The sequence below is a fragment of the Sphingobium sp. TomTYG46 genome, assembly GCF_055396345.1.
Genome location: NZ_AP027324.1, coordinates 1094549 through 1117342, shown reverse-complemented (window position 1 = coordinate 1117342; position 22794 = coordinate 1094549). Strand labels below are relative to the sequence as shown.

21 protein-coding genes are annotated in these 22794 nt (G+C 62.5%); 14 read left to right on the top strand and 7 right to left on the bottom strand.

The window, feature by feature from the left end:
- Position 1: 1 nt before the first annotated feature.
- From ACZ5YV_RS05685 to ACZ5YV_RS05630, 12 genes are all read left to right on the top strand, one after another.
- Complete coding sequence (locus ACZ5YV_RS05685; RefSeq protein ID WP_464788946.1) at positions 2 to 850, top strand: XrtA system polysaccharide deacetylase; 849 nt, start codon at positions 2 to 4, stop codon at positions 848 to 850.
- Complete coding sequence (locus ACZ5YV_RS05680; protein WP_464788945.1) at positions 847 to 1917, top strand: FemAB family XrtA/PEP-CTERM system-associated protein; 1071 nt, start codon at positions 847 to 849, stop codon at positions 1915 to 1917. Before ACZ5YV_RS05685 ends, ACZ5YV_RS05680 begins: the two co-directional genes overlap by 4 nt.
- Complete coding sequence (locus ACZ5YV_RS05675; RefSeq protein ID WP_464788944.1) at positions 1914 to 3143, top strand: TIGR03087 family PEP-CTERM/XrtA system glycosyltransferase; 1230 nt, start codon at positions 1914 to 1916, stop codon at positions 3141 to 3143. Before ACZ5YV_RS05680 ends, ACZ5YV_RS05675 begins: the two co-directional genes overlap by 4 nt.
- Complete coding sequence (xrtA, locus tag ACZ5YV_RS05670; protein WP_464788943.1) at positions 3140 to 4675, top strand: exosortase A; 1536 nt, start codon at positions 3140 to 3142, stop codon at positions 4673 to 4675. The genes ACZ5YV_RS05675 and xrtA overlap by 4 nt, the downstream gene beginning before the upstream one ends.
- Positions 4676 to 4686: 11 nt before the next feature.
- Positions 4687 to 6582 carry an XrtA/PEP-CTERM system amidotransferase gene (locus ACZ5YV_RS05665; RefSeq protein ID WP_464788942.1) on the top strand — a complete coding sequence of 632 codons (1896 nt, stop codon included), beginning with the start codon at positions 4687 to 4689 and terminating at the stop codon, positions 6580 to 6582.
- 94 nt (positions 6583 to 6676) lie between these two features.
- Positions 6677 to 8026 carry a sugar transferase gene (locus ACZ5YV_RS05660; RefSeq protein ID WP_464788941.1) on the top strand — a complete coding sequence of 450 codons (1350 nt, stop codon included), beginning with the start codon at positions 6677 to 6679 and terminating at the stop codon, positions 8024 to 8026.
- Positions 8026 to 9159 (top strand): glycosyltransferase, encoded by a 1134-nt coding sequence (locus tag ACZ5YV_RS05655; RefSeq protein WP_464788940.1) that lies wholly within the window; start codon positions 8026 to 8028, stop codon positions 9157 to 9159. Before ACZ5YV_RS05660 ends, ACZ5YV_RS05655 begins: the two co-directional genes overlap by 1 nt.
- A gap of 63 nt (positions 9160 to 9222) precedes the next feature.
- On the top strand, positions 9223 to 9975 hold the full coding sequence (locus tag ACZ5YV_RS05650; protein ID WP_464788939.1) for a methyltransferase domain-containing protein: 753 nt from the start codon (positions 9223 to 9225) through the stop codon (positions 9973 to 9975).
- A 29-nt stretch (positions 9976 to 10004) separates the two neighbouring features.
- Complete coding sequence (locus tag ACZ5YV_RS05645) at positions 10005 to 11294, top strand: hypothetical protein (RefSeq protein WP_464789156.1); 1290 nt, start codon at positions 10005 to 10007, stop codon at positions 11292 to 11294.
- Positions 11291 to 12436 (top strand): glycosyltransferase family 4 protein, encoded by a 1146-nt coding sequence (locus tag ACZ5YV_RS05640; protein WP_464788938.1) that lies wholly within the window; start codon positions 11291 to 11293, stop codon positions 12434 to 12436. The genes ACZ5YV_RS05645 and ACZ5YV_RS05640 overlap by 4 nt, the downstream gene beginning before the upstream one ends.
- Complete coding sequence (locus tag ACZ5YV_RS05635; protein WP_464788937.1) at positions 12433 to 13185, top strand: FkbM family methyltransferase; 753 nt, start codon at positions 12433 to 12435, stop codon at positions 13183 to 13185. Before ACZ5YV_RS05640 ends, ACZ5YV_RS05635 begins: the two co-directional genes overlap by 4 nt.
- Entirely contained in the window at positions 13186 to 14928 is a 1743-nt protein-coding gene (locus tag ACZ5YV_RS05630; RefSeq protein ID WP_464788936.1) for an MFS transporter, read from the top strand.
- Position 14929: 1 nt separating this feature from the next.
- On the opposite strand, the gene ACZ5YV_RS05625 is transcribed toward ACZ5YV_RS05630, so the two are convergent.
- Positions 14930 to 16624, bottom strand: a complete 1695-nt coding sequence (locus ACZ5YV_RS05625; RefSeq protein WP_464788935.1) for an amidohydrolase — start codon at positions 16622 to 16624, stop codon at positions 14930 to 14932.
- On the bottom strand, positions 16621 to 17490 hold the full coding sequence (locus ACZ5YV_RS05620; protein ID WP_464788934.1) for an NAD(P)-dependent oxidoreductase: 870 nt from the start codon (positions 17488 to 17490) through the stop codon (positions 16621 to 16623). Before ACZ5YV_RS05620 ends, ACZ5YV_RS05625 begins: the two co-directional genes overlap by 4 nt.
- A 97-nt stretch (positions 17491 to 17587) precedes the next feature.
- Between ACZ5YV_RS05620 and ACZ5YV_RS05615 the strand changes: the two genes are divergently transcribed.
- Together ACZ5YV_RS05615 and ACZ5YV_RS05610 are read left to right on the top strand one after the other, a co-directional pair.
- Entirely contained in the window at positions 17588 to 18835 is a 1248-nt protein-coding gene (locus ACZ5YV_RS05615) for a threonine ammonia-lyase (RefSeq protein WP_464788933.1), read from the top strand.
- Positions 18836 to 18959: 124 nt separating this feature from the next.
- Positions 18960 to 19778 carry an arginyltransferase gene (locus tag ACZ5YV_RS05610; protein ID WP_464788932.1) on the top strand — a complete coding sequence of 273 codons (819 nt, stop codon included), beginning with the start codon at positions 18960 to 18962 and terminating at the stop codon, positions 19776 to 19778.
- A 35-nt stretch (positions 19779 to 19813) separates the two neighbouring features.
- On the opposite strand, the gene ACZ5YV_RS05605 is transcribed toward ACZ5YV_RS05610, so the two are convergent.
- The 5 genes from ACZ5YV_RS05605 to ACZ5YV_RS05585 form a co-directional block, all read right to left on the bottom strand.
- A complete protein-coding gene (locus ACZ5YV_RS05605) occupies positions 19814 to 20191 on the bottom strand; it encodes a VOC family protein (RefSeq protein ID WP_464788931.1) in 378 nt (125 codons plus the stop codon).
- Positions 20192 to 20245: 54 nt separating this feature from the next.
- A complete protein-coding gene (locus ACZ5YV_RS05600; protein ID WP_464788930.1) occupies positions 20246 to 21097 on the bottom strand; it encodes an RcnB family protein in 852 nt (283 codons plus the stop codon).
- A 127-nt stretch (positions 21098 to 21224) separates the two neighbouring features.
- Complete coding sequence (locus ACZ5YV_RS05595; RefSeq protein ID WP_464788929.1) at positions 21225 to 21710, bottom strand: GAF domain-containing protein; 486 nt, start codon at positions 21708 to 21710, stop codon at positions 21225 to 21227.
- Positions 21711 to 21719: 9 nt separating this feature from the next.
- On the bottom strand, positions 21720 to 22124 hold the full coding sequence (arfB, locus tag ACZ5YV_RS05590; RefSeq protein WP_464789155.1) for an alternative ribosome rescue aminoacyl-tRNA hydrolase ArfB: 405 nt from the start codon (positions 22122 to 22124) through the stop codon (positions 21720 to 21722).
- Positions 22111 to 22788, bottom strand: a complete 678-nt coding sequence (locus ACZ5YV_RS05585) for an RluA family pseudouridine synthase (RefSeq protein WP_464788928.1) — start codon at positions 22786 to 22788, stop codon at positions 22111 to 22113. The genes arfB and ACZ5YV_RS05585 overlap by 14 nt, the downstream gene beginning before the upstream one ends.
- Positions 22789 to 22794 lie beyond the last annotated feature (6 nt).

The following is a 22794-nucleotide window of genomic DNA, read 5'->3' as shown; positions in this document are numbered from 1 at the left end:
CATGGTGCTGAATGCCCTATCGGTCGATGTGGAGGATTGGTTTCATGTCGGCGCTTTTGAGCGCACGATCAGCCGGTCTTCATGGGACGGACTGACGCATCGGGTGGAGCGCAATACGGATGCCGTGCTGGCCCTGTTTGACGAGGCGGGGGTCAGCGCGACATTCTTCACGCTTGGGTGGGTGGCGGAACGCTACCCCGCCTTGATGCGGCGGATAGCCGAGGCTGGGCATGAGGTGGCGAGCCATGGCTATGATCACGCGCGTGTCTTTACGATGAGCCCGGAGGCGTTTCGCACGGATTTGCGCCGGTCGCGCGCTTTGCTGGAGGATGCCAGCGGGCAGCGCGTCATTGGCTATCGGGCGCCCAGCTTTTCGATCGATCATCGCACGCCATGGGCGCACGCCATATTGGCGGAAGAGAGCTATCGTTATTCCAGTAGCGTCGCGCCGATCCGACATGATCATTATGGCTGGCCTGAATCGCCCCGCTTTGCCTGGCGGCCGGCGGCGGGGAGTGATTTGCTGGAGCTGCCGGTGACGACTGCCGAATTTGGCGGGCGGAGGTTGGCGGCTGGGGGCGGAGGGTTTTTCCGTTTGCTGCCCTATGGCTTTTCCCGCTGGGCTATCCGGCAAGTGAATGGGCGGGAGAAGCAGCCCGCCATCATCTATTTCCATCCCTGGGAAATTGATCCCGACCAGCCGCGCGTGGCGGGAGCGCCGCTTCGATCGCGTTTGCGCCATTACAGCAATCTGTCCGTGATGGCGGACAAGCTGCGTCGGCTGACCGCTGATTTTTCCTGGACGCGCGTGGATGCGCTTGTCGCTCGCGAGGCGGAGTTGGCGGCATGAGGGTGGATGGCGGAGCAGGTGTCGGCGTTGTTACGCTCGATTTGGACGACGCCGTGCAGGTGGCTGCGGTGGATGCCTTCGTTGAGGGCATGGTGGACGGAACGCCTTTCCATCGGCCTGCCTGGATCAAGGCGGTTGAGCGTGGCACTGGCAATCGTGCGCATATGCTGGCTGCGGTAGCATCGTCGGGCCAGATCGCGGGTCTTCTCCCGCTGACGCACATGAAAAGCCGCCTGTTCGGTGAAGCGCTCGTGTCTTCGGGCTTTGCCGTCGATGGCGGCATATTGACGAGCGATTCTGCCATTTCGTCGGCGCTGGCGAGCGCTGCTGAAGGATTTGCACGGGATCGCGGCGTCGCTTCGGTCGAACTGCGCGGCGGGTCATCACCCGGCGAGGGCTGGACAATTCATGAGGGGAGCCATCTCGGCTTCGTCAGGCCGATCGCTGCCGATGACGAGGGTGAGTTGCTCGCTGTCCCACGCAAGCACCGGGCGGAATTGCGCAAGGCATTGACTAATCCGGCGTTGAGGGTTGAGGTTGGGCGCGGCGATCATCTCGTGCGGGCGCATTATGATGTTTATGCGCAGAGCGTGCGCAATCTCGGGACGCCGGTTTTTCCGAGGCGCCTGTTTCGCGAAGTGCTGGCGGCGTTCGGTGAGGATGCCGACATATTGATCGTCTATGAGGGTGACCGGCCGGTTTCGGGAGTGCTGACACTCTACCATCAGGGGCGGGTCATGCCATTCTGGGGCGGAGGTGTTGCCGAAGCGCGGCGGCTGCGTTCCAACGAACTCATGTATTACCGGCTGATGGGCCATGGGCGGACACGCGGCATGCGGTTGTTCGATTTCGGGCGGTCCAAGACGGGGAGCGGGCAAGCCGCGTGGAAGAAAAGCTTTGGCTTTGATCCAGTGCCACTCGCCTATCATAGCTGGTCGGCGACGGGCGAGCGGCGCGACATCAATCCCAACAGCGCGCAATATCAGCGTCGCGTGGAGATGTGGAAGAAGCTGCCGCTCCCGATCGCCAACCTGATCGGGCCGCTGATTTCGCGGGGGCTGGGATGACGGGCGAGATAGTTTTCCTCTGTCACCGCATCCCCTTTCCACCTGATCGGGGCGACAAGATACGTTCCTATCACATATTGAAGCGGCTGGCGGAGATAGCGCCCGTGCATGTCGGCTGCTTTGCGGATGACGATCGCGATCTGAGCTTCGCCCCGGCCATGGCGGAGATGACGGCGAGCCAGTGCGTGCTGAAGCGCGACAGGTCGCGCGTTGTGGCGGGTCTGTCCGGATTGGTTAGGCGGCAGCCGATGCTGGTGTCCCTCTTTGATGACAAGCGGCTGCATCAATGGGTGCGGACGACTTTGGCGGAGCGGCCGATCGCGGCGGTGATGGCCTATTCGGTGCAGATGGCGCATTTTGTGCCGGTGCTTCCCGATGGCGTTCGTTTCGTCATGGATTTCGTCGATTTCGATTCGGCCAAATATGCGAGCTATGGAGCGGCAGGCGGCGGTGCCATGGGGTGGATCAACCGGCGCGAAGGGCGGGTTCTGCTCAATTTTGAGCGTGCCACTGCCGAGCGTGCTGATGTCAGCGCTTTCGTTAGTGAAGCCGAGGCCGCACTGTTCCGGGAGGCTGCGGGCCTGGACGGCGCGCGGGTCATCGGCATGGATAATGGCGTGGCGTTGGATTATTTCGATCCGGCGGCCGAATTTGATGGGGTTACGCGACCGGCGGGTCCGCTCATCCTGTTCACCGGGCAGATGGATTATCGGCCCAATGTCGAGGCGGTAGAAAGCTTTGCGCGTGATAGTTTGCCAGCCTTGCGAGCCAGACATCCCGAGGCTTGCTTTGCCATCGTCGGGCGCAATCCTTCGCCGCAGGTTAGTGCGCTGTCGCAGTTACCCGGCGTCATTGTGACTGGCGCGGTGCCTGATGTTCGCGGCTGGCTGGCGGCGGCGGATATTGTGGTTGCGCCGCTTCGGATCGCCCGCGGAATACAGAATAAGGTGCTGGAGGCGATGGCCATGGCGCGGCCCATAGTCGCGTCGCCGCAAGCAGCCGAAGGCATCGATGCGCAGGACGGGGTGCATTTTCTCATCGCGGCTGATCCTGCCGAAGAGGTTGAGAAGATATGCGCGCTGCTGGCCGATCCTGAGCGAGCACGGCGTCTGGGCGAGGCTGGCCGTTCACGGGTTGAGCAACGCTATCGCTGGTCGGAAACGCTTAAAGATTTGCCGGATATGCTGTTTGGTCCTGTGCCCGCTTTAGGCAGCCGGGCCGCGTGACTGACAGGACGCTGCCTTTGTCTCGAGCGCGCAGCGTTGGCGTGGAAGGTTGGCGCGGGCATCTCGCCGCGCTTGGCGTTCTGGCGTTCCTGATCCTCACATTGTTCCATCGCGATGCGGCGAGCATGGTGTCGATATGGTGGAATGCGTCCACCTTCGGCCATTGCCTCTTCATCCCGTTCCTGATCGCCTGGCTGGTGCAGCAGGGACTTCCCGGCCTGCGCCAGCTTCAGCCCGTAGCCTGGGCTCCCGGATTGATTTGGATGGGGCTGGGCGCCTTCGCCTGGCTGTTGGGAGCGGCGGCGGGTGTCGCGGTGTTCCGCCATGCGGCGATCATCCTGATGTTGCAGGGTAGCGTCATCACGCTGCTCGGGCCTGCCGTAGCGAGAGCGCTACTGTTCCCGCTTTTCTATGCCTTCTTCATGGTGCCGATGGGGGAGGAACTGGTCGCGCCGCTGCAATTGATCACGGCGCGGCTGTGCATGGTCTTTCTCGGCATTGCGGGCGTTCCCGCGCATCTGGACGGCATCTTCATAACGACGCCCACCGGCTATTTCCGGGTGGCGGAGGCCTGCTCGGGCGCGAAGTTCGTCATTGCGATGACGGCCTATGGCGCGCTGGTCTGCAATGTCTGCTTTGCGAGCTGGCCGCGCCGCATCCTCTTCATGGCCGGTGCGCTGATATTGGCGGTGCTGGCCAATGGCTTGCGCGCATTCGGGACAATATGGATCGCACATCTGACCAATATCGAGGCCGCTGTCGGCTTTGACCATGTCATGTATGGATGGGTCTTTTTCGCCATTATCATGGCGGTGGTGATGGCCGCAGCGTGGCCCTTTTTCGACCGACGGCCGGGTGATCCATGGTTTGATCCTGCTCGGCTTGGGAGTCTCATTCGTGGTCGCCTCCCGCTTGTCGTCGCCGTCGGTGCAGCGAGCGTGTTGGTGCTTGTCGCGCCCGTCTGGCTGATCGTGAGCGCGGCGGCGAGCAAGTCACTAACTGGTGCGCCGACTCTCCCTGCGGTCAAGGACTGGGCACTGACTTCGGCGCAGCCCCGCTACCCCTGGAGACCGCGATTCGATGGGGCGGACTATCTTGTCCTTGGACGCTACCGGAATGCGGAGGGAGATGTGGTTGACCTCGCCATCGCCAGCTTTGATCGGCAGGATGAGGGGCGTGAGCTTGTGGGCTTTGCTCAAGGCGCCGCGAATCCTGACCAGCGTTGGTCATGGTCCTCGCCTGCGCCCGCCCCCTCGAACGGGCTAGGCGAGCAGATGACCGCCCCCGGGCCGGTGGTCCGCCATGCCGTCAGCTTCTACAAGGTGGGGGACGGCCCCGTCACCGGCAGCGCGCCGCGCGTGAAGGTCGACACGATGCTGACCCGGTTGCTCGGCCGCGATCAGCGCGCCGCCGCCATCATCGTCTCGGCCGAAGAGCGGCAGGGCAAGCCCGCCGACTCCGCCATCGCGCTGTTCCTGCAAGATATTGGCGATGTGAAGGATTTGGCTGACCGCAGCCTCGGCATCCGCTAAAGCCCGTTCGCATGTGCGGGATAGCGGGCATCTTCCATCTTGAAACGGCCAAGCCGGTCGATCCGGCGCGGGTGCGCGCGATGCTGGACGTGATGCCGCATCGCGGGCCTGACGGCAGCGGCGTGTGGACGGCGCCGGGCGTCGGGCTGGGCCATGTGCGTCTATCCATCATCGACCTTGGCGGCGGGGCGCAGCCCATGCTGACCGAGGATGAGAGCCTGGCCGTCACTTTCAATGGCGAGATCTATAATTTCGCCGAAGTTCGCGCCGAGCTGGAGGCCAAGGGCCATGTCTTCCGCACGGACAGCGATACGGAGGTCATCCTCCACGGCTATCGCCAGTGGGGCGAGGCCTGTGTCGAGCGGTTCCATGGCATGTTCGCCTTTGCCCTGTTCGACCCGCGGGCGCAGTCGCTGTGGCTGGTGCGCGACCGGCTGGGGGTGAAGCCGCTATATTATGCGCAGCTTTCGGATGGCAGTCTGATCTTTGGGTCGGAATTGAAGGTCCTGCTCGCTCACCCGCTGCTCCGCCGCGCCCCAGATTTGGCTGCGGTCGAGGATTTCATGGCCTATGGCTATGTGCCCGACGACGCCTGCATCGTTGCGGGCGTGCGCAAGTTGGCGGCGGGTCACACATTGCGGCTGGTGCGTGGGCGACCCGTGCCGCAGCCGCAACGCTATTGGGATGTGACCTTTGCCGAACGCAGCAAGGCGAAGCCCGAGACGTTGGAGGAGGAACTGGTCGCCCTGATGCGGCAGGCGGTACGGTCACGCATGGTTTCCGACGTGCCGCTGGGAGCATTTCTGTCCGGCGGTGTGGATAGTAGCAGCGTCGTCGCCTTGATGGCGGAGGCGTCCAATCAGGCGGTCAAAACCTGTACCATCGGCTTCGATGTGGCGAGCCTGGACGAAAGTGCCTATGCCGACCGGATTGCCCGGCGCTTTGCTACCGATCACCGTATGCGGATCGTATCGCCCGATGATTATGGGTTGATCGATACGCTTGCCTATCATTTTGACGAGCCTTTCGCCGATGCCTCCGCGCTGCCCACCTATCGGGTGTGCGAACTGGCGCGGGAGAAAGTGACGGTCGCCCTGTCGGGTGATGGTGCCGATGAAGCCTTTGCCGGATATCGCCGCCATCGTTTCCAGATGCAGGGGGAGCGGGTGCGCAGCCTCCTTCCCGCATCGGTTCGAGAGCCGCTGTTCGGCACCTTAGGCCGCTGGTATCCGAAAGCCGATTGGGCGCCCCAAGCGCTGCGGGCAAAGTCGACCTTCCTCGAATTGGCGGGTGAGGGGAGCGAGGCTTATGCGGCATCCGTCAGCGTGACACCTCATGCGCTGCGCCAAAGGCTGTTCAGTCAGGACATGCGCAGTCGGCTGGGCGCTTATCGGGCGGAGGACCGCTATATCCGTGCCATGGCGGACGCGCCTGCGCGCGATCCGCTGGACCGGGCGCAATATGCCGATATTCATATCTGGTTGCCGGGCGACATCCTTACCAAAACCGACCGGATGAGCATGGCTGTCGGGCTGGAAGCGCGCGAGCCGTTGCTGGACCATCGGCTGGTGGAGTTCGCCGCTCGCTTGCCCGTTGCCCAGCGTATCCGGGGCAATAGCGGCAAATATCTGATGAAGAAGGCCATGGAGCCTTATCTGCCCCACGACATTCTCTATCGTCAGAAAATGGGTTTCGTGACGCCGATCAGCAACTGGTTTCGCGGGCCGCTCGCGGGTGAGGCGAGCGCCATTGCGGGTGGGTCCGCGCTTGCCCGAACCGGCTGGTTCGACGCCAAGGCGCTGGGTCGCATCGCCGCCGATCACAAGTCCGGGATGGCCGATCATGGCCGCTTGCTCTGGCAACTGCTGATGCTGGACAAGTCGTTGACCCGCTTGTTCGGCCTTTGACCTGCTGGCAAAGAAGGCTCTTTCACGCAAAGCCTTGCATGGCAGTCCCGCCGGTGCCAACGGAGCGGGCGGGTTAAGGACAAGCAGGACGCAAGTGACAGTTTCGAAGGAAATAGTTCGAGCGCGACTTTATCTGCTGTGCCTCCTTGGAGACCTGGCAGGACTGTTCCTGTCATTTCTGCTGGCGAACTGGTTCGTGCTGGGCGCGCTGCTGGGCGAGCCGGGGAAGCCGCATGGCCTCGTGATGTTCGCCATGGTCGCGCCGCTTTATATATTGCTGGCGGTGCAGGGCGGGGCTTACGGCATTCACATGCTGGACGACATCCGGCGCGGCATCTTCCGGGGGCTTTCGGCGCTGGCGCAGGCGGCGTTGCTGATGTTGCTGGTGGTCTATTTGGGCAAGATCGCCGAGCAGCTTTCGCGTTTGACCTTTGTCGTCGGCCTTGGCTTTTCGGCGGTCAGCGTCGCGCTGGTACGGCTGGCAATTGCCCGGCTTGGCGCTCGCTTGCTGGGCGAGGTGCCGCACCTTACCGCCGTCATCATGGATGGCGTGGAGATTGAGACCGGCCCGCATATGGAAGTGATCGATGCGGCCGCCGCGAACTTGCGGCCTGCCAGCCACGATGCCGACATGGCGGCACGGCTGGCGGCGGCGGTTGGCATGGCGGAGCGTGTGATTGTCGCATGCCCGATGGAGCGGATGAGTGACTGGTCGGTGGCGCTCAAGTCCCTGTCCGCGCGCGGTGAGATCGTGGTGCCCGAATTGCTGCGGTTCGCACCTGCTCGCGTCGATGAGTTCGATGGGCAACCGACCATCATCGTGGCGGGCGGCCCGTTCCAGTTCCGCGACCGGATCATCAAACGGATTTTCGACATTATCGTAGCGACAGCTGCGACCATCGCCATTTCGCCGGTGCTGATCGCCGCCGCGCTGGCGGTGAAGCTGACCAGCCCCGGACCCGTCATCTTCAAACAGCCCCGGATCGGGCGCGATGCGCGGCCCTTCAATATCTACAAGTTCCGGTCGATGCGGATCGAGGCGGCCGACCACAAGGCGGACAAGCTGACAGCGCGGGACGACGATCGGGTGACGCCTGTCGGACGCTTCCTGCGCCGCACCAGCATCGACGAACTGCCGCAGCTTTTCAACGTGCTGCGCGGCGACATGAGCATTGTCGGGCCGCGTCCCCATGCCGCAGCGGCCAAGGCGGGCGACAGCCTCTATTGGGAAGTCGATGAGCGCTATTGGGAGCGGCATTGCATCAAGCCGGGCATGACCGGCCTTGCGCAGGTCCGTGGTCATCGCGGATCGACCGACCATCATCAAGATTTGATCGACCGGCTTCAGTCGGACCTGGAATATGTGACGAAATGGTCGATCTCGCGTGACCTGCGTATCATCATGGCGACCATCGGGGTGCTGGTGCATCATAAGGCCTATTGATGCGCGGTGTGGACCTGATCCTTTTGCTTATCCTTGTCGCGTCGGTGGTGGCGCTGCTCTGGCCGTTCCTCTTTTACCCGCTGATCCTGCGCGCATTGCCGACGAAGCCGGACGCGGCGCGCGCGGGTGAAGTGCCCTCGGCTTCGCTGCTCTTCTGCGCGTATAATGAGGCAGCGGCGATGCCGGAGAAGCTGGCCAATCTGGCGATGTTAAAGCGTCGCCATCCCGCCCTTGAGATTCTGGCCTTTGACGATGGTTCGTTGGACGAGACCGCGTCGCTGATAGCCGCACGGGGTGATCTGGTGACGTTGATACAGGGTCCGGGTCGCAGCGGTAAGGCGCATGGCATGAAGCAGCTGGCGGCGCGCGCACGTGGCGATGTGCTGATCTTCACCGACGCTAATGTGATGCTGGACGAGGAGGCGATCGGCATTCTTCTCGCCCGCTATGCTGATCCTGATGTGGGCGGCGTTCTTGGTTCGCTGCATTATATGGGCGAGGGTGAGAGCGCGACGGCATCGGTGGGTTCGCTCTACTGGCGGATGGAGGAGCGATTGAAGGACGAGGAATCGCGCACTGGCAATGTGCTTGGTGCCGACGGTTCCATCTTTTCCATCCGTCGCGCGCTCTATCCTGTCTTTCCGGACAGTGTGCTTGATGACCTGACTGTGTCGATGGCGGTGGTGTTCGCGGAATCGCGGTTGGTCAAGGCGAAGGACGTCATCGCCAGGGAGCGACTGGTTGCGGGCAGGGGCGATGAATATCGGCGAAAGGTTCGAATCGCCGCTCGCGCATGGCACACGCATCTGTATCTTCGTCCGCAGCTTCGCCGAATGCGGCCGCTCGACCGGTTCAAATATGCTTCTCGCAAGATCATCAGGTGGTTTGGGGGAGTTTTCATCCTGACCGGTGGGATTGCGGCCCTGTTGCTGGCTGTCCGCATTTCGCCTTTGCTGGCTCTTGGTGGGACGGTGCTCGCGTTGCTTTTGCTGACGCTAGGCTTGCGGGCGAAGTCGGGGCCTTTGGCGGCGGTGACCGACATTCTCATCGCCTATGCCGCGACGCTTCAGGGAGTCATGAAAGCCATGTCGGGCCGCACGGTCACTGTCTGGAATCCCGCAAAGTCACGCTGATCCCTCTCGCCAAAGGCGGGGCATCATGTATAGGCCCTCCCCAATGCTGATCGGAGCCAAGGCGTGATTACTTTCCAGCGGGTGGCGAAAGCTGTCGGCAAGCATCTGACCCGGACCATGCTTGTCCTGCGCAAGGCGATGGGCGCGCGCGCTAACCGGGCGTGCCCGGCATGTGGTCAGTCAGTAGTCGGCTTCTTCCGCTATGGCGAGAATGCGGAATGGGGGTGCCCCAATTGCGGAGCATCGCCGCGCGAACGGCTGATGAACCATCTGATCGCGGAAAAGACGCTGACGGTTCCGGAAGATGGGGCCATCCTGCACATGGCGCCCAATGAAGGCAGCCTTGTCCGCCGCTTTTCTGCCGCCGCCGGTTATGTACCCGCGGATCTTGATCCGGCGCGCTATTCGGTTCCCGGCATGCGCCGCGTGGACCTGATGGCGTTGGAGGAGGCTGAACAATATGACTTGTTCTATGCCAGCCATGTCATGGAGCATGTGCCGGACGATCACGCCGTCCTGCGCAATATCTATCGCGCTTTGAAGCCCGGCGGCGAAGCCTGGCTGATCGTGCCGCTGTGGGACAAGCCGACTGAGGATGGCAGCTTCGACATTCCGCCCCGCGAGCGGGAACGGCGATTTGGCCAGTGGGACCATGTGCGCCAATATGGTCTGGATTTCGCCGATCGCATTCGCGCAGCTGGCTTCCAGCTGGAAGAGATTGACGCGAGCGGGATCGATGCCGACACGCGCCACTTCTTTGCGCTGGATGACCGCTTGTTCCGCGCTCGCAAGCCCATGGGAAGCGCCGCCCGGTGAGCGTGCTGGTCGGCAGGACCATCGCCAGGATGGAAGGGTCTGCCCGCTTCATTGCCCTCATCAAGCTCGCCAATGTCGGGCTCACGCTGATCTGGGGTTTCGCCGTCACTTATGTTTTCGTGCGCGTCCTGCCGCTGCGCGAGTTTCAGGCATTTCTGCTGTTGGTCGCCTTCGGCAACTTCACCATTTCTGCCGAGTTCGGCCTGACCAGCATCATCTATGCCCGACTGCGGCGTCATTGGCTTGGCCATGGCGGAGACAGCGGGGACGGCTTCCGTCTGGAGGAAATGGGCGTCCTTTTCCTGTTCCTGGGCATGCTGATCCTTGGCGGGGTGGTGATCCTGCTCGTCGCGCTGGTGGCGGGGGGGATCGACACGACGATGCCGCTTCTCTTCATTCTCTTTTTCCTGTCCGCCTGCATCAACCTTCCGGCGCTGCTCGCGAAACGAGCGCTGGCGGCGGTCGATGGGAATTTTGTGTGGGAGATGCTGGATTGTTTGCGGCGGATGATGACCATCGCGCTGCTGCTGCTGATCCTCAAAGGGTTGGACGCGCGTCTTTCGGTGGCGCTGCAACTGATCATCAGCATGGCCGTGATCGGATATGCCATCAAGTTGGTGCATGATCGGTTGGGTATGACGACGCGGCACTGGCTCGCCTTTCGCCGGGGCGGGGCATATGTGCGCACCCATTATTTGCGGGATATAAGTGCGTCAGCGCTGTTCACCGTGTCTGAGATCGTGGCCTATAATGCGCCCTATTTCACCATAGCGATCGCCACGCAGGACGCGCGGCCGATGCTGCTTTTCGATTTCCTGTTCAAGATGTCGCGGGCGCTTTCCATGGCGATCCGCGCCATGGTGGAGGCCGCGCTTCCTCGCATCACCCGAGCTTTTCACGGGGGAGACCGACCCCGCCTGCGACAGCTGCTGGCCCGGGCACTGGCGGCCGGGTTTATCTTCGCCCTAGCCGCGTCGGCTGCGTTGCTGATGCTTGGGCAGTGGGTCTTCGCAAAGCTGTTCGCCGGACGAGCCGCCATTGGCATGACCGATCTGCTGCTGATTGATGGCGCTTTGCTGGCGCTGACGCTGATCTGCGTGTCGGTCTATGTCCAGGCGGCGCTCGGGCGCTTTTCTCACCTGCTCAAGCGCTCTCTACCCTTCCTCGCCGGATCGCTGCTCAGCGTGCCACTCGCCATGATGCTGGGTGACAGGTTCGATCGAGGCTTCCTCGCGATTTATGCGCTGACGATGATCGTGGTCGCAGCGCTCCATGCCCTGTCGTTGTGCCGTCTGCTGCAAGGTCCGGCCGCGCGATGAAGATCGCAATGGTCGATCCGTCGCTTTTCACCGGGCGATATGATGACAGCCTGTGCAGCGGTCTTGCCGCACAGGGGGCGGATGTGACCCTGCTCGGCCGCCCGATGCGATCCACTGACGCCATCGCGCCGGAGAGCTATCAATACGAATCAAGATTCTTCCGTCGGAGCGAAGCGTTGCGAGCGCGATTGGGGGAGGGCAAGGCCTTTCGTCTGATCAAGGCCGCCGAATATGGCGCCGCCTGCGCGCTCGGCCGGGTCAGTGCGCTGGCAGCGGCGGACGTTGCGCATTTCCAATGGCTGCCCCTCGCGCCCGCCGACCGCCTGCTGTTGCGCCGATTGAAGGGGCGGGTTCCACTGGTCCATACGGTCCACAATGCGGATGCCTATCATGCCGATGCAGGCGTGCAGGGCAGAGGATATCGCGCCTTGCTCGACCTATTCGATGCGCTGATCGTGCATGGCGATACGACGCGCCAGGCATTGGAGGCACAGGGGATCGCACCTGCCCGCATTCATGTGACGCCCCATCCCCCGATGCGTTTGGCACCTGCAACAATGGCCGAACTGGCCGCTATCCCGGACGCCTCCGTCCCGCGCCTGCTCTTCTTCGGCACGATCAGGCCGTATAAGGGCGTCGATATATTGATCGAGGCTTGCATGTCGCTCTGGCGGGCGGGGCATGCTTTCGAACTGGTGGTGGCAGGCAAGCCCTTCATGGATGTAGCGCCATTGCTGGAAAGAGTCCGGGCTGAGGGCTTTGCTGGTCGGCTGATTGCCGACCTTGGCTTCCTCACGGAAGGGCGGCTGGACGCCCACATGGCAAAGGCCGATGCCATCATCTTCCCCTATCGCCAAATCGATTCAAGCGGCGCGTTCCTGTCGGCCCTGCACCATGGCAAGGCGATGGTGACATCGGGCGTGGGCATGTTCGCCGCCTTGCCGGAGGGAGTGGCGATCCGCACAGCGGCCGGAAATCCGGACGATCTTGCTCAAGCCCTCTTGCGGCTAATTCAAAGCCCCGCCATCAGGCAGACGGCTGGCGCGGCGGCACGCGCCTATGGTGAGACTTTGGGCAGTTGGAAGGACATGGCGTTGGCAACGATCGGCATTTACCGCTCTGTTATAGTCTCGCGCGCATGAGCCGATATGTCCGCGAACTGGCCGACCGCGCGCTGGCGATCCGCCTCGCCGTCGCCGGGCGGGTGCATCAATATCCGGAAATCCAGGCGCTTCGCCGGTTCCTCTCCGCCTTTGCGGTCGATTGCGTGTTCGATGTCGGTGCTAACCGGGGGCAATATGCGGCCATGTTGCGCAAGGACGTCGGCTTTGCCGGCACGATCCTGTCCTTTGAACCCAATCCCGATGTCTTTGCCGAGCTATCCCGCCGGGCGGCATCTGACGCCAAATGGCATGTGTTCAACCTTGCCTTGTCCGACTTTGAAGGAACCGCCAGTTTCAACATCATGGCGGCCGATCAGTTCAGCTCGCTCAAGAAGCCGTCGGATCGGCAGGATGCCATCTTTGCCGAGCGCAACAAAGTCACCCGGACGGTCGAGATGCAATGCAGGCGGATCGACACGCTTCTGCCGGAGTTGCGGGCGGAGCATGGATTTTCCCGTCCGTTCCTGAAGATGGACACGCAGGGTCATGATCTTTCCGTCTGCGAAGGTGCGGGGGCCTCGATCGGTGCCATGGCGGGCGTGCAGACCGAACTTGGCGTGAGGCCCATATACGAAAATGGCACCGGCTATCAGGCGATGATCGACTGGCTGGAGCAAAAGGATTTCATTCCCTCGGCTTTCTTCGCCAACAACAAGGGACATTTTCCGCTGCTCGTCGAAATGGACGGCATTTTCGTCAACTGGGCGCTGCTGCCGCAGGAAAGCTGAATGTACGTTCCGCCCGCCCGGCCTATCGATGCCCGCCGCCTTTTCCTGGCGGGTGCCATCGGTCTGACCCTGTGGCTGGGCGCTACATTTCTGTGGCATGTGACGTATCGGCAAGGTGTCAGCCTGGCGGTCATCCTGTTTCTGGATCAGGATTTTCCCGCTCTGTTGGGCGGGTTGTTACTGCTGACGCTGGCGGCGCTTTTTGCCGAGGGGATGGGGTTCCGCCTGCCAAAGCCCCGCGCGCGGGTGATCGTGCCGCTGATCGTCGTCTTTGGCCTCGTCGCCTGGGCGGGCCATTACTGGCTGTTCCAGAACTATTCGATTTCGCGAGACGAGGAAGTCGCGCGCTTTGCGGCCGCCTATATGCGCGAGGGATTGTTCGCCCGGCCGATCCCCGCCGAATGGGAAGCCTATCGGCGCGCGATCATGCCGGAATTCTTCTCTCCCTTTGGCGCTGCCGACTATTGGACCGCTGCCTATTTGCCGATGAACAGCGCGATTCAGGCCTTGTTCTGGCAGTTGGGCGACCCGAATCTGGCGGGTCCAGCATTGTTGATTGCCGGGCTATTTGCCCTGTGGCGCGTGGCGCTGCATCTTTTTCCGACGCGGGACGATGCCGTTTGGGTGACGATGCTGCTTGGGTTGTCGTCCACGCAGCTCTGGGTCACGGCGATGACCCCCTATGCGATGACGGGCCATTTCGCGCTCAACATGGTCTGGCTCGCGCTTGTCCTGCGGGGTGGCGTGATCGGTCATGTCAGCGCCGGTGCGGTGGCGCTGGTGGCGGCTGGCCTGCATCAATGGCATTTCCCGCCTATCTTCATCGCGCCCTTCATATTGTGGATGCTTCTGTCCCGCCGCTGGGCCGTGGCCGCATTTCACGTCCTGATCCTGATCGCCATCGTTGTCGTGTGGGCAAAGCTTTGGCCCGGCTTCCTTGTCCAGTCGTTGGGGCCTGCCGCCGATGTCCGGCCTTCCGCAGGGGTGGCGGACAAGGTGGGGAGCCTGTTCGAACGTTTGGGCGACCGCTGGCAACCGCTGGTCAACCTCAGCCGCTTTGCCGCATGGAACAATATATTGATGGTGCCGCTGGCGGCGCTGGGTGTGATGGCGATGCAATGGCGCAAGGCGTTGCGGGGGCAGGAAATCGCATTGCCGCTGGCGCTTGGCTGCTTTGCCGGTTGCGCGCTGGCGCTGGCGCAGGGCTATGGCTGGGGCTTTCGCTATGCCCATGGCTTCATCGGGCCGTTCTGCCTTCTGGCAGGACTAGGCTGGGCGCGTTTCCGTCCGGCGGCGATGCGGCCCATTTACCTGGCCGTGGCGATAACGTTGGCGATGAGCACCTTTCTTGTCTGGCGCACGCATGTGTTCGTCGCGCCCTATGCCGCCAGCCATCGCATGATCGATGCGTCGAAGGCCGATGTGGTGCTGGTCGATCCGCGCGGCGGATTATATGTGACCGACCTAGTGCGCGGCCGGGACGGTGTGCCGGGGCGGCCCATGGTGATGAACCTTGGGATGTTGACGCTGGGGCAGGTGGACGAGCTTTGCCAGCATTATGTCGTTGAACTGTTCGACCGCGCCGAGTTCCGCCCGTTGGGCATACCGCTCGCTCGCTGGAATCTCGGGCGCATGGACGCGCTCCGCGCGCATATGAAGGCTGCTGGATGCGACAAGCCGGTGTTGCCGCCGCTGCCTGAAACCATCGATGATGCGATGAACGCGTCGGGCGACGTACTATAATCTAGGGCTTGGTGCCCTTCATGAAGACCCGCTTGCCGCCGATCCATGTTTCCAGAACCTGCGTCGCCCGTATGTCGGCGGGCCGAGCGATGGAAATGTCCCGGTCGATGAGGACGAAATCCGCCCTCTGTCCGGGGATCAGGCTGCCGAAGCGCTTATCCGCGAAACCTGCGAAGGCCGCCTGCCGCGTGTAGCCGTCAAGCGCTGCCTCAAAGCTCACTCGCTGCTGGGGCATCCATCCGCCCGCCGGTTCGCCGGCCGCATCCTCGCGGCTCATGGCGACGGCCATGCCGACAAAGGGGTTCGGATTTGTCACAGGCGCGCCGGAGCCGAACGCCAATGGCGCGCGATTGTCGAGCATCGCTTTCCACGCATAACCGCCCCTCAGCCGGTTCTCGCCCATGCGCGCAACCGCCATGCGCCAGTTTGCGGCCTGAAGCGCGGGCTGCATAGACGCTATGACGCCATTTTGTCCGAAGCGGGGAAGGTCCGCCGGATCAACAATCTCTGCCTTTTCGATGCGCCAGCGCCTGTCGCCCTTGTAGGTTTGGCTCAGTTCCGTGATCGCATCCAGCAGTTCGCTGTTGGCCGCGTCTCCGGAGGCATCGACGGCGATTTGGAAATTGTCCATCGCCGCGCGGCTCATCATGTTGCGCAGCTGCGTCGATGGGATCAGCGAATATCCACGCTGACCCGGCGCATCGGCATAATCGGCCTTGATCCACGCTCCACGAGATGCGCTGGATCCGTCCAGCGCCAGTTTCAGGCCACCCATGCGCAGCCGGTCATCATAGAGCCACGGTGTCGGCTCAGGGCCTGCAATCAGCACCATATTGTCGAGGCCCTGCGCATAGGAGATGATCCGCACGCGCAGCGCGCCTCGATCGGCCGAGCGCCGAAATGCCTGCCAATCCTCGATCGTGGTGCCCATGTCGGCAATGCCGGTGACGCCGTTCGCCAGCAACAATTGTTGCGCCTTTTCCAGCGCGATGTCCCGGTCCTTGGGGGCGGGAGGGGGGACAACCCGCTGGATCATGTCCATCGCCTTGCCGACGAACACGCCGGATGGCTTGCCCCCGGTCATCTCGATCCGGCCACCGGCAGGCGCCTTGCTTGTGGCGCTGATGTTGGCGGCTTTCATTGCCGCTGCATTGGCCCAGCCCGCCTGACCATCCGCGCTTTCCAGCCATATTGGGACATCGGCGGAGGCAATGTCGAGATCGGCAGCGGTGGGCGCCCGATTAAGCCCCCAAAGCTCGGCATTCCACCCCCGGCCGATGATCCATTTCCGTCCGGGATTGGCGGCGAAATATTCCCGTATCTTGCCCTGCGCGTCAGCCAGCGAGCGCGTGCCTGACAGGTCGAGTGTGATCTGCGTCAGGCCCGACGCCATGACATGGCCATGCGCGTCTATGAGACCGGGGATCAATGTCTTGCCCCCGCCGTCCAGTTGGAAGTCCAGACCCTTCGGCCAGCTCTCGCCTTTTTTCAGCTTCTTCTTGCGGGGTGGCGCTTCATAGCGTCCGGGCAGCAGTCTTTCGACCTTGCCCTCGTCGTCGATCAGCAGTGCGCGAAACCGCACGGTGCGTCCATTGGCGTCGACCGCGATGCCATTCACATTGTCGATGACCCCCGATGCCAAAGCGGGAAAGGGCAGGGCGAGTGCGGTGATGGCCGCCAAAAGGGCGCGCTTCATGCCTTGGTGATCCGCCTCACCAGCGCGCTCGTATCCTGTCGGCTTCCGCCCATCGCCTGCACATCGGCATAGAATTGATCGATCAGTGCGGTCACGGGGAGGGTTGCACCATTGGCACGCGCCTCTTCGAGGGCAAGGCCAAGGTCCTTGCGCATCCAATCAACTGCGAAGCCAAAATCGAAACTGTCCTGTGCCATAGTCTTCCAGCGGTTATCCATCTGCCAGCTTTGCGCGGCGCCGCCGGACACGGCTTCGAACACCTTGTCCAAATCCAGTTCGGCAGCTTGCGCAAAGCGTAGCGCTTCGGAAAGCCCTTGCAGAACGCCCGCGATGCAAATCTGGTTCACCATCTTGGTCGTTTGCCCGGCTCCCGCACCGCCGACATGCACGATCCGCGCGGCATAGCTCTGCATGACGATCCTCGCGGCCTCGACCGCCGGTTCCGTGCCGCCGCACATGATGGACAGGCGCCCATTTTCCGCGCCCGCCTGACCACCCGATACGGGCGCATCGACGCAGTGAAGCCCCCGGCTTTCCCCTTCGACGAACAGTTGCCGCGCGATCCGTGCCGATACGGTCGTATGGTCGATGAACAGGCTGCCCGGCTTCATTGTCCGGAACGCGCCTTCCTTGCCAACGGTGACCTGCGAAAGGTCATCGTCGGTGCCAACGCAGCTGATGACGATTTCGGCATCTTCCGCCGCCTTGGCCGGGGTGACAGCCACGGCGCCGCCATAGGCCTCGGCCCACTTCTTCGCCTTTCCGATCGAGCGGTTGTAGACGGTCAGTTCGTGTCCGGCCTTCGCCAGATGCCCGGCGATCGGGCCGCCCATGACGCCCAGACCGATAAACGCGATATTAGCCATATGCCTCGTACAGTTAGCCGCGTGGCCTTTTGCCATAGGACGAGATTTCGCCAAGGGCCAGTTCCTTCCGAGGTAAATTTCCGCTAGGGGCGAGCGCATGAACACGTTGAGCAAGATCGAAAGCGCGATGCCGCTGCCCGTTACCGTCGATGACATATTGGCGGCGCGCGTGCGGATTTCGGGCGCGGTCGTGCATACGCCGACGCTGATCAGCCAGACCTTGTCCGACATGCTCGGCTGCAAGGTTTACCTGAAGTTCGAAAATCTCCAGTTTACCGCTGCCTACAAGGAACGCGGCGCGCTCAATCGCCTGCTTCAGCTGGACGCGGCGTCGAAGGAAAAGGGCGTGATCGCCGCTTCCGCTGGCAATCACGCGCAGGGGCTTGCCTATCACGGCCGCCGTCTGGGCGTGCCCGTGACGATCGTCATGCCCGTGACCACGCCGACGGTGAAGGTGACACAGACGCAAGGGCATGGCGCGACGGTCGTGTTGCATGGCGAGAAGTTTGACGACGCCAGCACCTATGCGCGCCAACTGGCCAAGGAAAATGGTCTGACCTTCGTTCACCCGTTCGATGAACCCGACATCATGGCCGGGCAGGGCACTGTCGCGCTTGAAATGCTGGAGGACGCGCCCGAGATCGACACGCTGGTCATACCGATCGGCGGCGGCGGCCTGTTTTCCGGCATGGCCACTGCGGCCAAGGCGATGAAGCCCGACATCCGCATCTATGGCGTGCAGGCGGAACTCTATCCGTCGATGTACAGCCATATCAAGCAGGCGAACCTTCCCTGCGACGGCGATACGCTGGCCGAAGGCATCGCGGTGAAGGAGCCGGGTGAGCTGACGCGCCGCTTTGTCGAGCGTCTGGCCGACGACATCCTGCTGGTCGATGAACGGCATCTGGAGGAGGCGTTGAGCCTGCTGCTCCAGATCGAAAAGACGGTGGTCGAGGGCGCAGGCGCGGCCGGGCTTGCTGCGTTGTTGATGCACAAGGGATTGTTCGCGGGCCGCAATGTCGGCCTGGTCCTGACGGGCGGCAATATCGACACGCGCCTGCTGGCGAACGTGTTGCTGCGTGATCTTGCGCGGTCGGGTCGTTTGGCGCGCCTGCGTATCATTTTGCAAGACCGCCCCGGCGCGCTGTTCCATGTCGCCCGTATCTTCGATCAGGAAGCGGTCAACATTTTGGAGCTGTCGCATCAGCGCATCTTCACCAATCTTCCTGCCAAGGGCCTTAGCCTCGACGTCGAATGCGAAACCCGCGATGGGGAGCATCTCGATCGGCTGATCACGGCCCTGCGCGCCGCAGGATATGAGGTCGCGCCGATCGAGGTTGCCTGATCGGCCTCCCGGCGCAGGGAGTACGCATTTTTTTCGTGGTAAATGACCTTTTCACGGAAGGCTGCGGGCGTCATAGTCTGTCCATGACTCAAGTTTCGCGCAGCGTTTTGACGGAGACCGTGGGGTGAGCGCACCATTTCGTTTTCCGCGCTTCTTTGTGACGAACCCCAGCCCCTGCCCCTATATTCCGGGCCGGAGCGAGCGGAAGGTCTTTACCGAACTTAACGGCGACAATGCGTCGGAACTTAACGATGCGCTTGGCCGCATTGGTTTTCGCCGCAGCCAGAATGTCGCGTACCGGCCGAGTTGCGCCGACTGCTCCGCCTGCGTGTCGGTTCGCGTGGTGGCAGGAGAGTTCACGGCCAACGCGACACAGCGCAAGCTCATCCGCCGCAACAGCGACTTGATCGTCACGGCATGCAAGCCATGGTCCACCGAGGAGCAATTCGAACTGCTCCAGCGCTATCTCAAGGCGCGTCATCCGGGCGGCGGCATGACCGAGATGGACGAGATGGATTTCGCCGACATGGTCGAGCAGACCCCGGTCGAAAGCCATGTCGTCGAATATCGCGAGCCTGGTAAAAATGGCCGCCCCGGCAAGCTGATCGGCGCATGCCTGACCGACCGGCAGGGCGATGGCCTGTCGATGATCTACAGCTTCTTCGATACAGAGCTGGAGCATCGCAAGGGCCTGGGCAACTTCATCATAATGGATCACATCCTGCGCGCGGCTAAGGCCGGTCTGCCCTATGTGTATCTCGGCTATTGGGTCGAAGGGTCGCAGCGGATGCAATATAAGGTCCGCTACCGCCCGCTGGAAAAGCTGAGCCGCAGCGGTTGGGTTCGTTTCGACCCGCAGGAGCAGGTGCAGGCCATTCGGGGTGTGCTGCCCCGCGACGAACCGCCGTTGCCGATTGAACTGGCGGGTATCTTCCGGAAATAGGCCCTCGGCCTCGACCGCCACAAGGCTGCATCCGTTTATTTCGCGGCGAAGGTCACGGCCTCGATCTTGTTTCCATCCGGATCGCGCACGAATGCCCCATAATAATGGGCGTCGTAATTGGGGCGAACGCCCGGCGCGCCTTCATCGGTGCCGCCAAGCTCCAGCGCCAGCCGGTGAAACGCGCGGACGGCTTCGCGATCGGCCGCTTCGAAACAGATATGAACGCCGTTGCCAGACGACGCCCGGCCCCCATTTACTGGTGTTTCGACGCTGAACGCCACATCCGTCACGCCATAATCCAGCGAATGCGGATAATCGCGTAAGTTGCGATAGCTTAGCAGTGCCATCAGCGGGTCGTAAAACGCCCGCGCGCGTTCGACGTCGTTTGTCCCAACCGACACATGATGGATCATGCCGTCTCTCCTGTCCTTGCCCACCGGGTATTCAGACAGGCTAAACTGCTGATCCTATTTGCAGTTGCACCTGCGTTTGACGCCATGGCGGCGCGTCGTTGTTTCGGTCACATAGCTGGTGGTGGTGACCGTCGGCGTGATGACCACTGTCGTTGTCGTGGCACCCGGATAATAATAGCCGCCCGCGATGTAGCCGGGAGCCTGTGTCGTCGTCACCACCGGGGCGCCGGGGCCATCATGCCGGACGATGGGCGGTGGTGCGCCATAGGGCGGAGCGTCATAATCCACGCCATAGTTACTGCGCGCCTCGCCTTCGAAACGGCCCTCATATTCGCCGCTCACCGTGCGGCCGTTTTCGTCGCGCCACGTGCCGGTCCAGCGCCCTTCATATTCATGGGGCGGGGGTGTAGGTCCATCATGCGCGGTCACATCATCGTCATAGGGGACGCCGGGCCGATCCGGTTCATGATCGCGCGCATCCCAATCGACGTCGCTGCGATGATCCCGGACGCGGCCGTGCCGATCGACCATCACGGCGTCGTCATAATAGCGGGACCAACCATAGCCATCGGCGGGTACAGGCAGGCCGTAGCGTCCATAATTGCCGATCCGATAGGTGGGGCTCACCCAATAGGATGGCAGGACATAGCCCATGACCGGCCGCCGGTAACCGCCCCAACCGCCCGGCGCATACCAGCCCGCAAACCAGCGACCCTGAACGCGGGGTCGCCAGCGGTGGACCATCGTTGCGCGGTGTATTCCGGCATGAACCGGCCGCATACCGGAAAAGCTTTTGCCCAAAACAGGGAGCGTCGCGCCAGTCCCGGCGGCATCACCCGCTAAAGCCGGTGTAGCGAGGCCGAGGGCAAGGCCCGTGCCCGCCAGCATGATGCTCCAGATCCGCATGCAAAACTCCCCGTTGTTCATGGCTGCCTTGGGCATGGCCGTGACGTTAACGTCTGGTTTAGCATGATGATCCGCCACGATCCACGCGGGGGGAACGCCCCGCCTGTCCCGAAACGGAGCAGCGTGGTTAAGCGAGCCGAGCGCCGATCCGTTCGATCAGCATTTCAAGCCCATTCTGGTCGGCGATATCGAAACGCGCCGGGACTGGGCTATCGAGATCAAGCACCGCGACGACGCGGCCATCGACCTTCACCGGCACAACGATCTCCGACGCGCTGGCGGCATCGCAGGCGATGTGCCCGGGGAAAGCGTGGACATCCTCGACCAGCTGCGTCTCTCCCGTGGCCGCCGCCGTACCGCAGACGCCCCGGCGCAGAGGAATGCGGATGCAGGCTGGCTTCCCCTGAAACGGGCCGAGCACCAGTTCACCCTCTACCATGCGATAGAAGCCTGCCCAGTTAAGGTCCGGAAGAAATTGCCAAATCAGCGCCGCGACATTGGCCATGTTGGCGACGGCATCGGGCTCGCCATTCGTCACTGCATCGACGGCCGACAGGAGGTCCGCATAGAGTGCGGACTTGTCGCTATGCGCTGGTGCCTTGAAATTAAACATTGGCAGTCCTCAATCCATCCGCACTTTGCCACGCCCCTGCTTCACCGAACTGCGCGCCTTCTTGGCGTCCACCCGGCGTGCCTTTGCTGCCTCGCCCGGCTTTGTGGCGATGCGCCGGGGATCGCGTTTGTAAGCCTCGGCTATCATCTCGGCCAGCCTGTCGCGGGCATCCTGGCGATTGGCCTCCTGCGTGCGGAAGCGGGACGCCTGGATTACGATCTCTCCACCGGAAGTCAGGCGAGACCCCGCCAGTTCCTTTATTTTTCGGAAGGCATGGACCGGCAATCCCAACCGATAGAGAGCCACCCTCAACTGGACCGCAGTGGCGACCTTGTTGACATTCTGCCCGCCGGGACCACCGGCGGTGATGAAGCGCTCCTCCAGCGCATCTTCCGGAATGTCAAAGTCCGGCATCATCCAGATACTCTGGCCCGAAGCCCGCTGCCGCAAAGGTGGCGGGCAGAGGAGCTGTCGCCTCTGCCGGAGCCTTGCTCCCGCGCGGGATGCTAAGGAAACGGCTGTGTAGCAGCATTGGTCCCTCGCCGGTGCCATAGACCGGGTCGCCAGCGATGCCGAAGCCCAGGCCATATAATGTATGAGCGCGAATCTGATGGGTTCGTCCGGTGCGCGGTGTGAAGACCATCAGCGAGCGGCCGTCCTTCACCGCCAGCTTTCGCCATTCGGTCACGGCAGACTTTCCTTCCTTTGCCGCAATGATGCGCCAGCCCTTGGCCGCGCTGCTGACTTTCTTCAGCGACAGTTCGATCGTGCCGCTTTCGGTTTCCGGCACACCGTCAACGACTGCGACATAGCGCTTGCTGACCGTTCCTGCCTCAAACTCGGCGGCATAGCGCTTGTGCGCCTTGGGATTGCGCGCGAGCAGCAGGCAACCGCTGGTGTCCCGATCCAGCCGATGCACCGGCAGGGGCCAGCGCTGAAAGCCGAAGGTCAGTGACGAAAGGTGGTTCTCCAGGCTCAGCGAACCGTCGCGCGGGGCATCGACTGGCAAGCCAGCGGGCTTGTCGAGGATGATGGCTTCGCCATCGATGAAGAGAACTCGGTCATGCAATAGGGACAAGGAGTG

Bases quoted from the DNA above. Each gene is read 5' to 3' on its own strand.
- arfB (WP_464789155.1), bottom strand. From the start codon at position 22,124: ATGCCGGACTTTGACATTCCGGAAGATGCGCTGGAGGAGCGCTTCATC.
- ACZ5YV_RS05680 (WP_464788945.1), top strand. From the start codon at position 847: ATGAGGGTGGATGGCGGAGCAGGTGTCGGCGTTGTTACGCTCGATTTG.
- ACZ5YV_RS05685 (WP_464788946.1), top strand. From the start codon at position 2: ATGGTGCTGAATGCCCTATCGGTCGATGTGGAGGATTGGTTTCATGTC.
- ACZ5YV_RS05615 (WP_464788933.1), top strand. From the start codon at position 17,588: ATGAACACGTTGAGCAAGATCGAAAGCGCGATGCCGCTGCCCGTTACC.
- ACZ5YV_RS05640 (WP_464788938.1), top strand. From the start codon at position 11,291: ATGAAGATCGCAATGGTCGATCCGTCGCTTTTCACCGGGCGATATGAT.
- ACZ5YV_RS05665 (WP_464788942.1), top strand. From the start codon at position 4,687: ATGTGCGGGATAGCGGGCATCTTCCATCTTGAAACGGCCAAGCCGGTC.
- ACZ5YV_RS05675 (WP_464788944.1), top strand. From the start codon at position 1,914: ATGACGGGCGAGATAGTTTTCCTCTGTCACCGCATCCCCTTTCCACCT.
- ACZ5YV_RS05595 (WP_464788929.1), bottom strand. From the start codon at position 21,710: ATGTTTAATTTCAAGGCACCAGCGCATAGCGACAAGTCCGCACTCTAT.
- ACZ5YV_RS05605 (WP_464788931.1), bottom strand. From the start codon at position 20,191: ATGATCCATCATGTGTCGGTTGGGACAAACGACGTCGAACGCGCGCGG.
- ACZ5YV_RS05620 (WP_464788934.1), bottom strand. From the start codon at position 17,490: ATGGCTAATATCGCGTTTATCGGTCTGGGCGTCATGGGCGGCCCGATC.
- ACZ5YV_RS05655 (WP_464788940.1), top strand. From the start codon at position 8,026: ATGCGCGGTGTGGACCTGATCCTTTTGCTTATCCTTGTCGCGTCGGTG.
- ACZ5YV_RS05645 (WP_464789156.1), top strand. From the start codon at position 10,005: ATGGAAGGGTCTGCCCGCTTCATTGCCCTCATCAAGCTCGCCAATGTC.
- ACZ5YV_RS05635 (WP_464788937.1), top strand. From the start codon at position 12,433: ATGAGCCGATATGTCCGCGAACTGGCCGACCGCGCGCTGGCGATCCGC.
- ACZ5YV_RS05625 (WP_464788935.1), bottom strand. From the start codon at position 16,624: ATGAAGCGCGCCCTTTTGGCGGCCATCACCGCACTCGCCCTGCCCTTT.
- ACZ5YV_RS05600 (WP_464788930.1), bottom strand. From the start codon at position 21,097: ATGCGGATCTGGAGCATCATGCTGGCGGGCACGGGCCTTGCCCTCGGC.
- ACZ5YV_RS05630 (WP_464788936.1), top strand. From the start codon at position 13,186: ATGTACGTTCCGCCCGCCCGGCCTATCGATGCCCGCCGCCTTTTCCTG.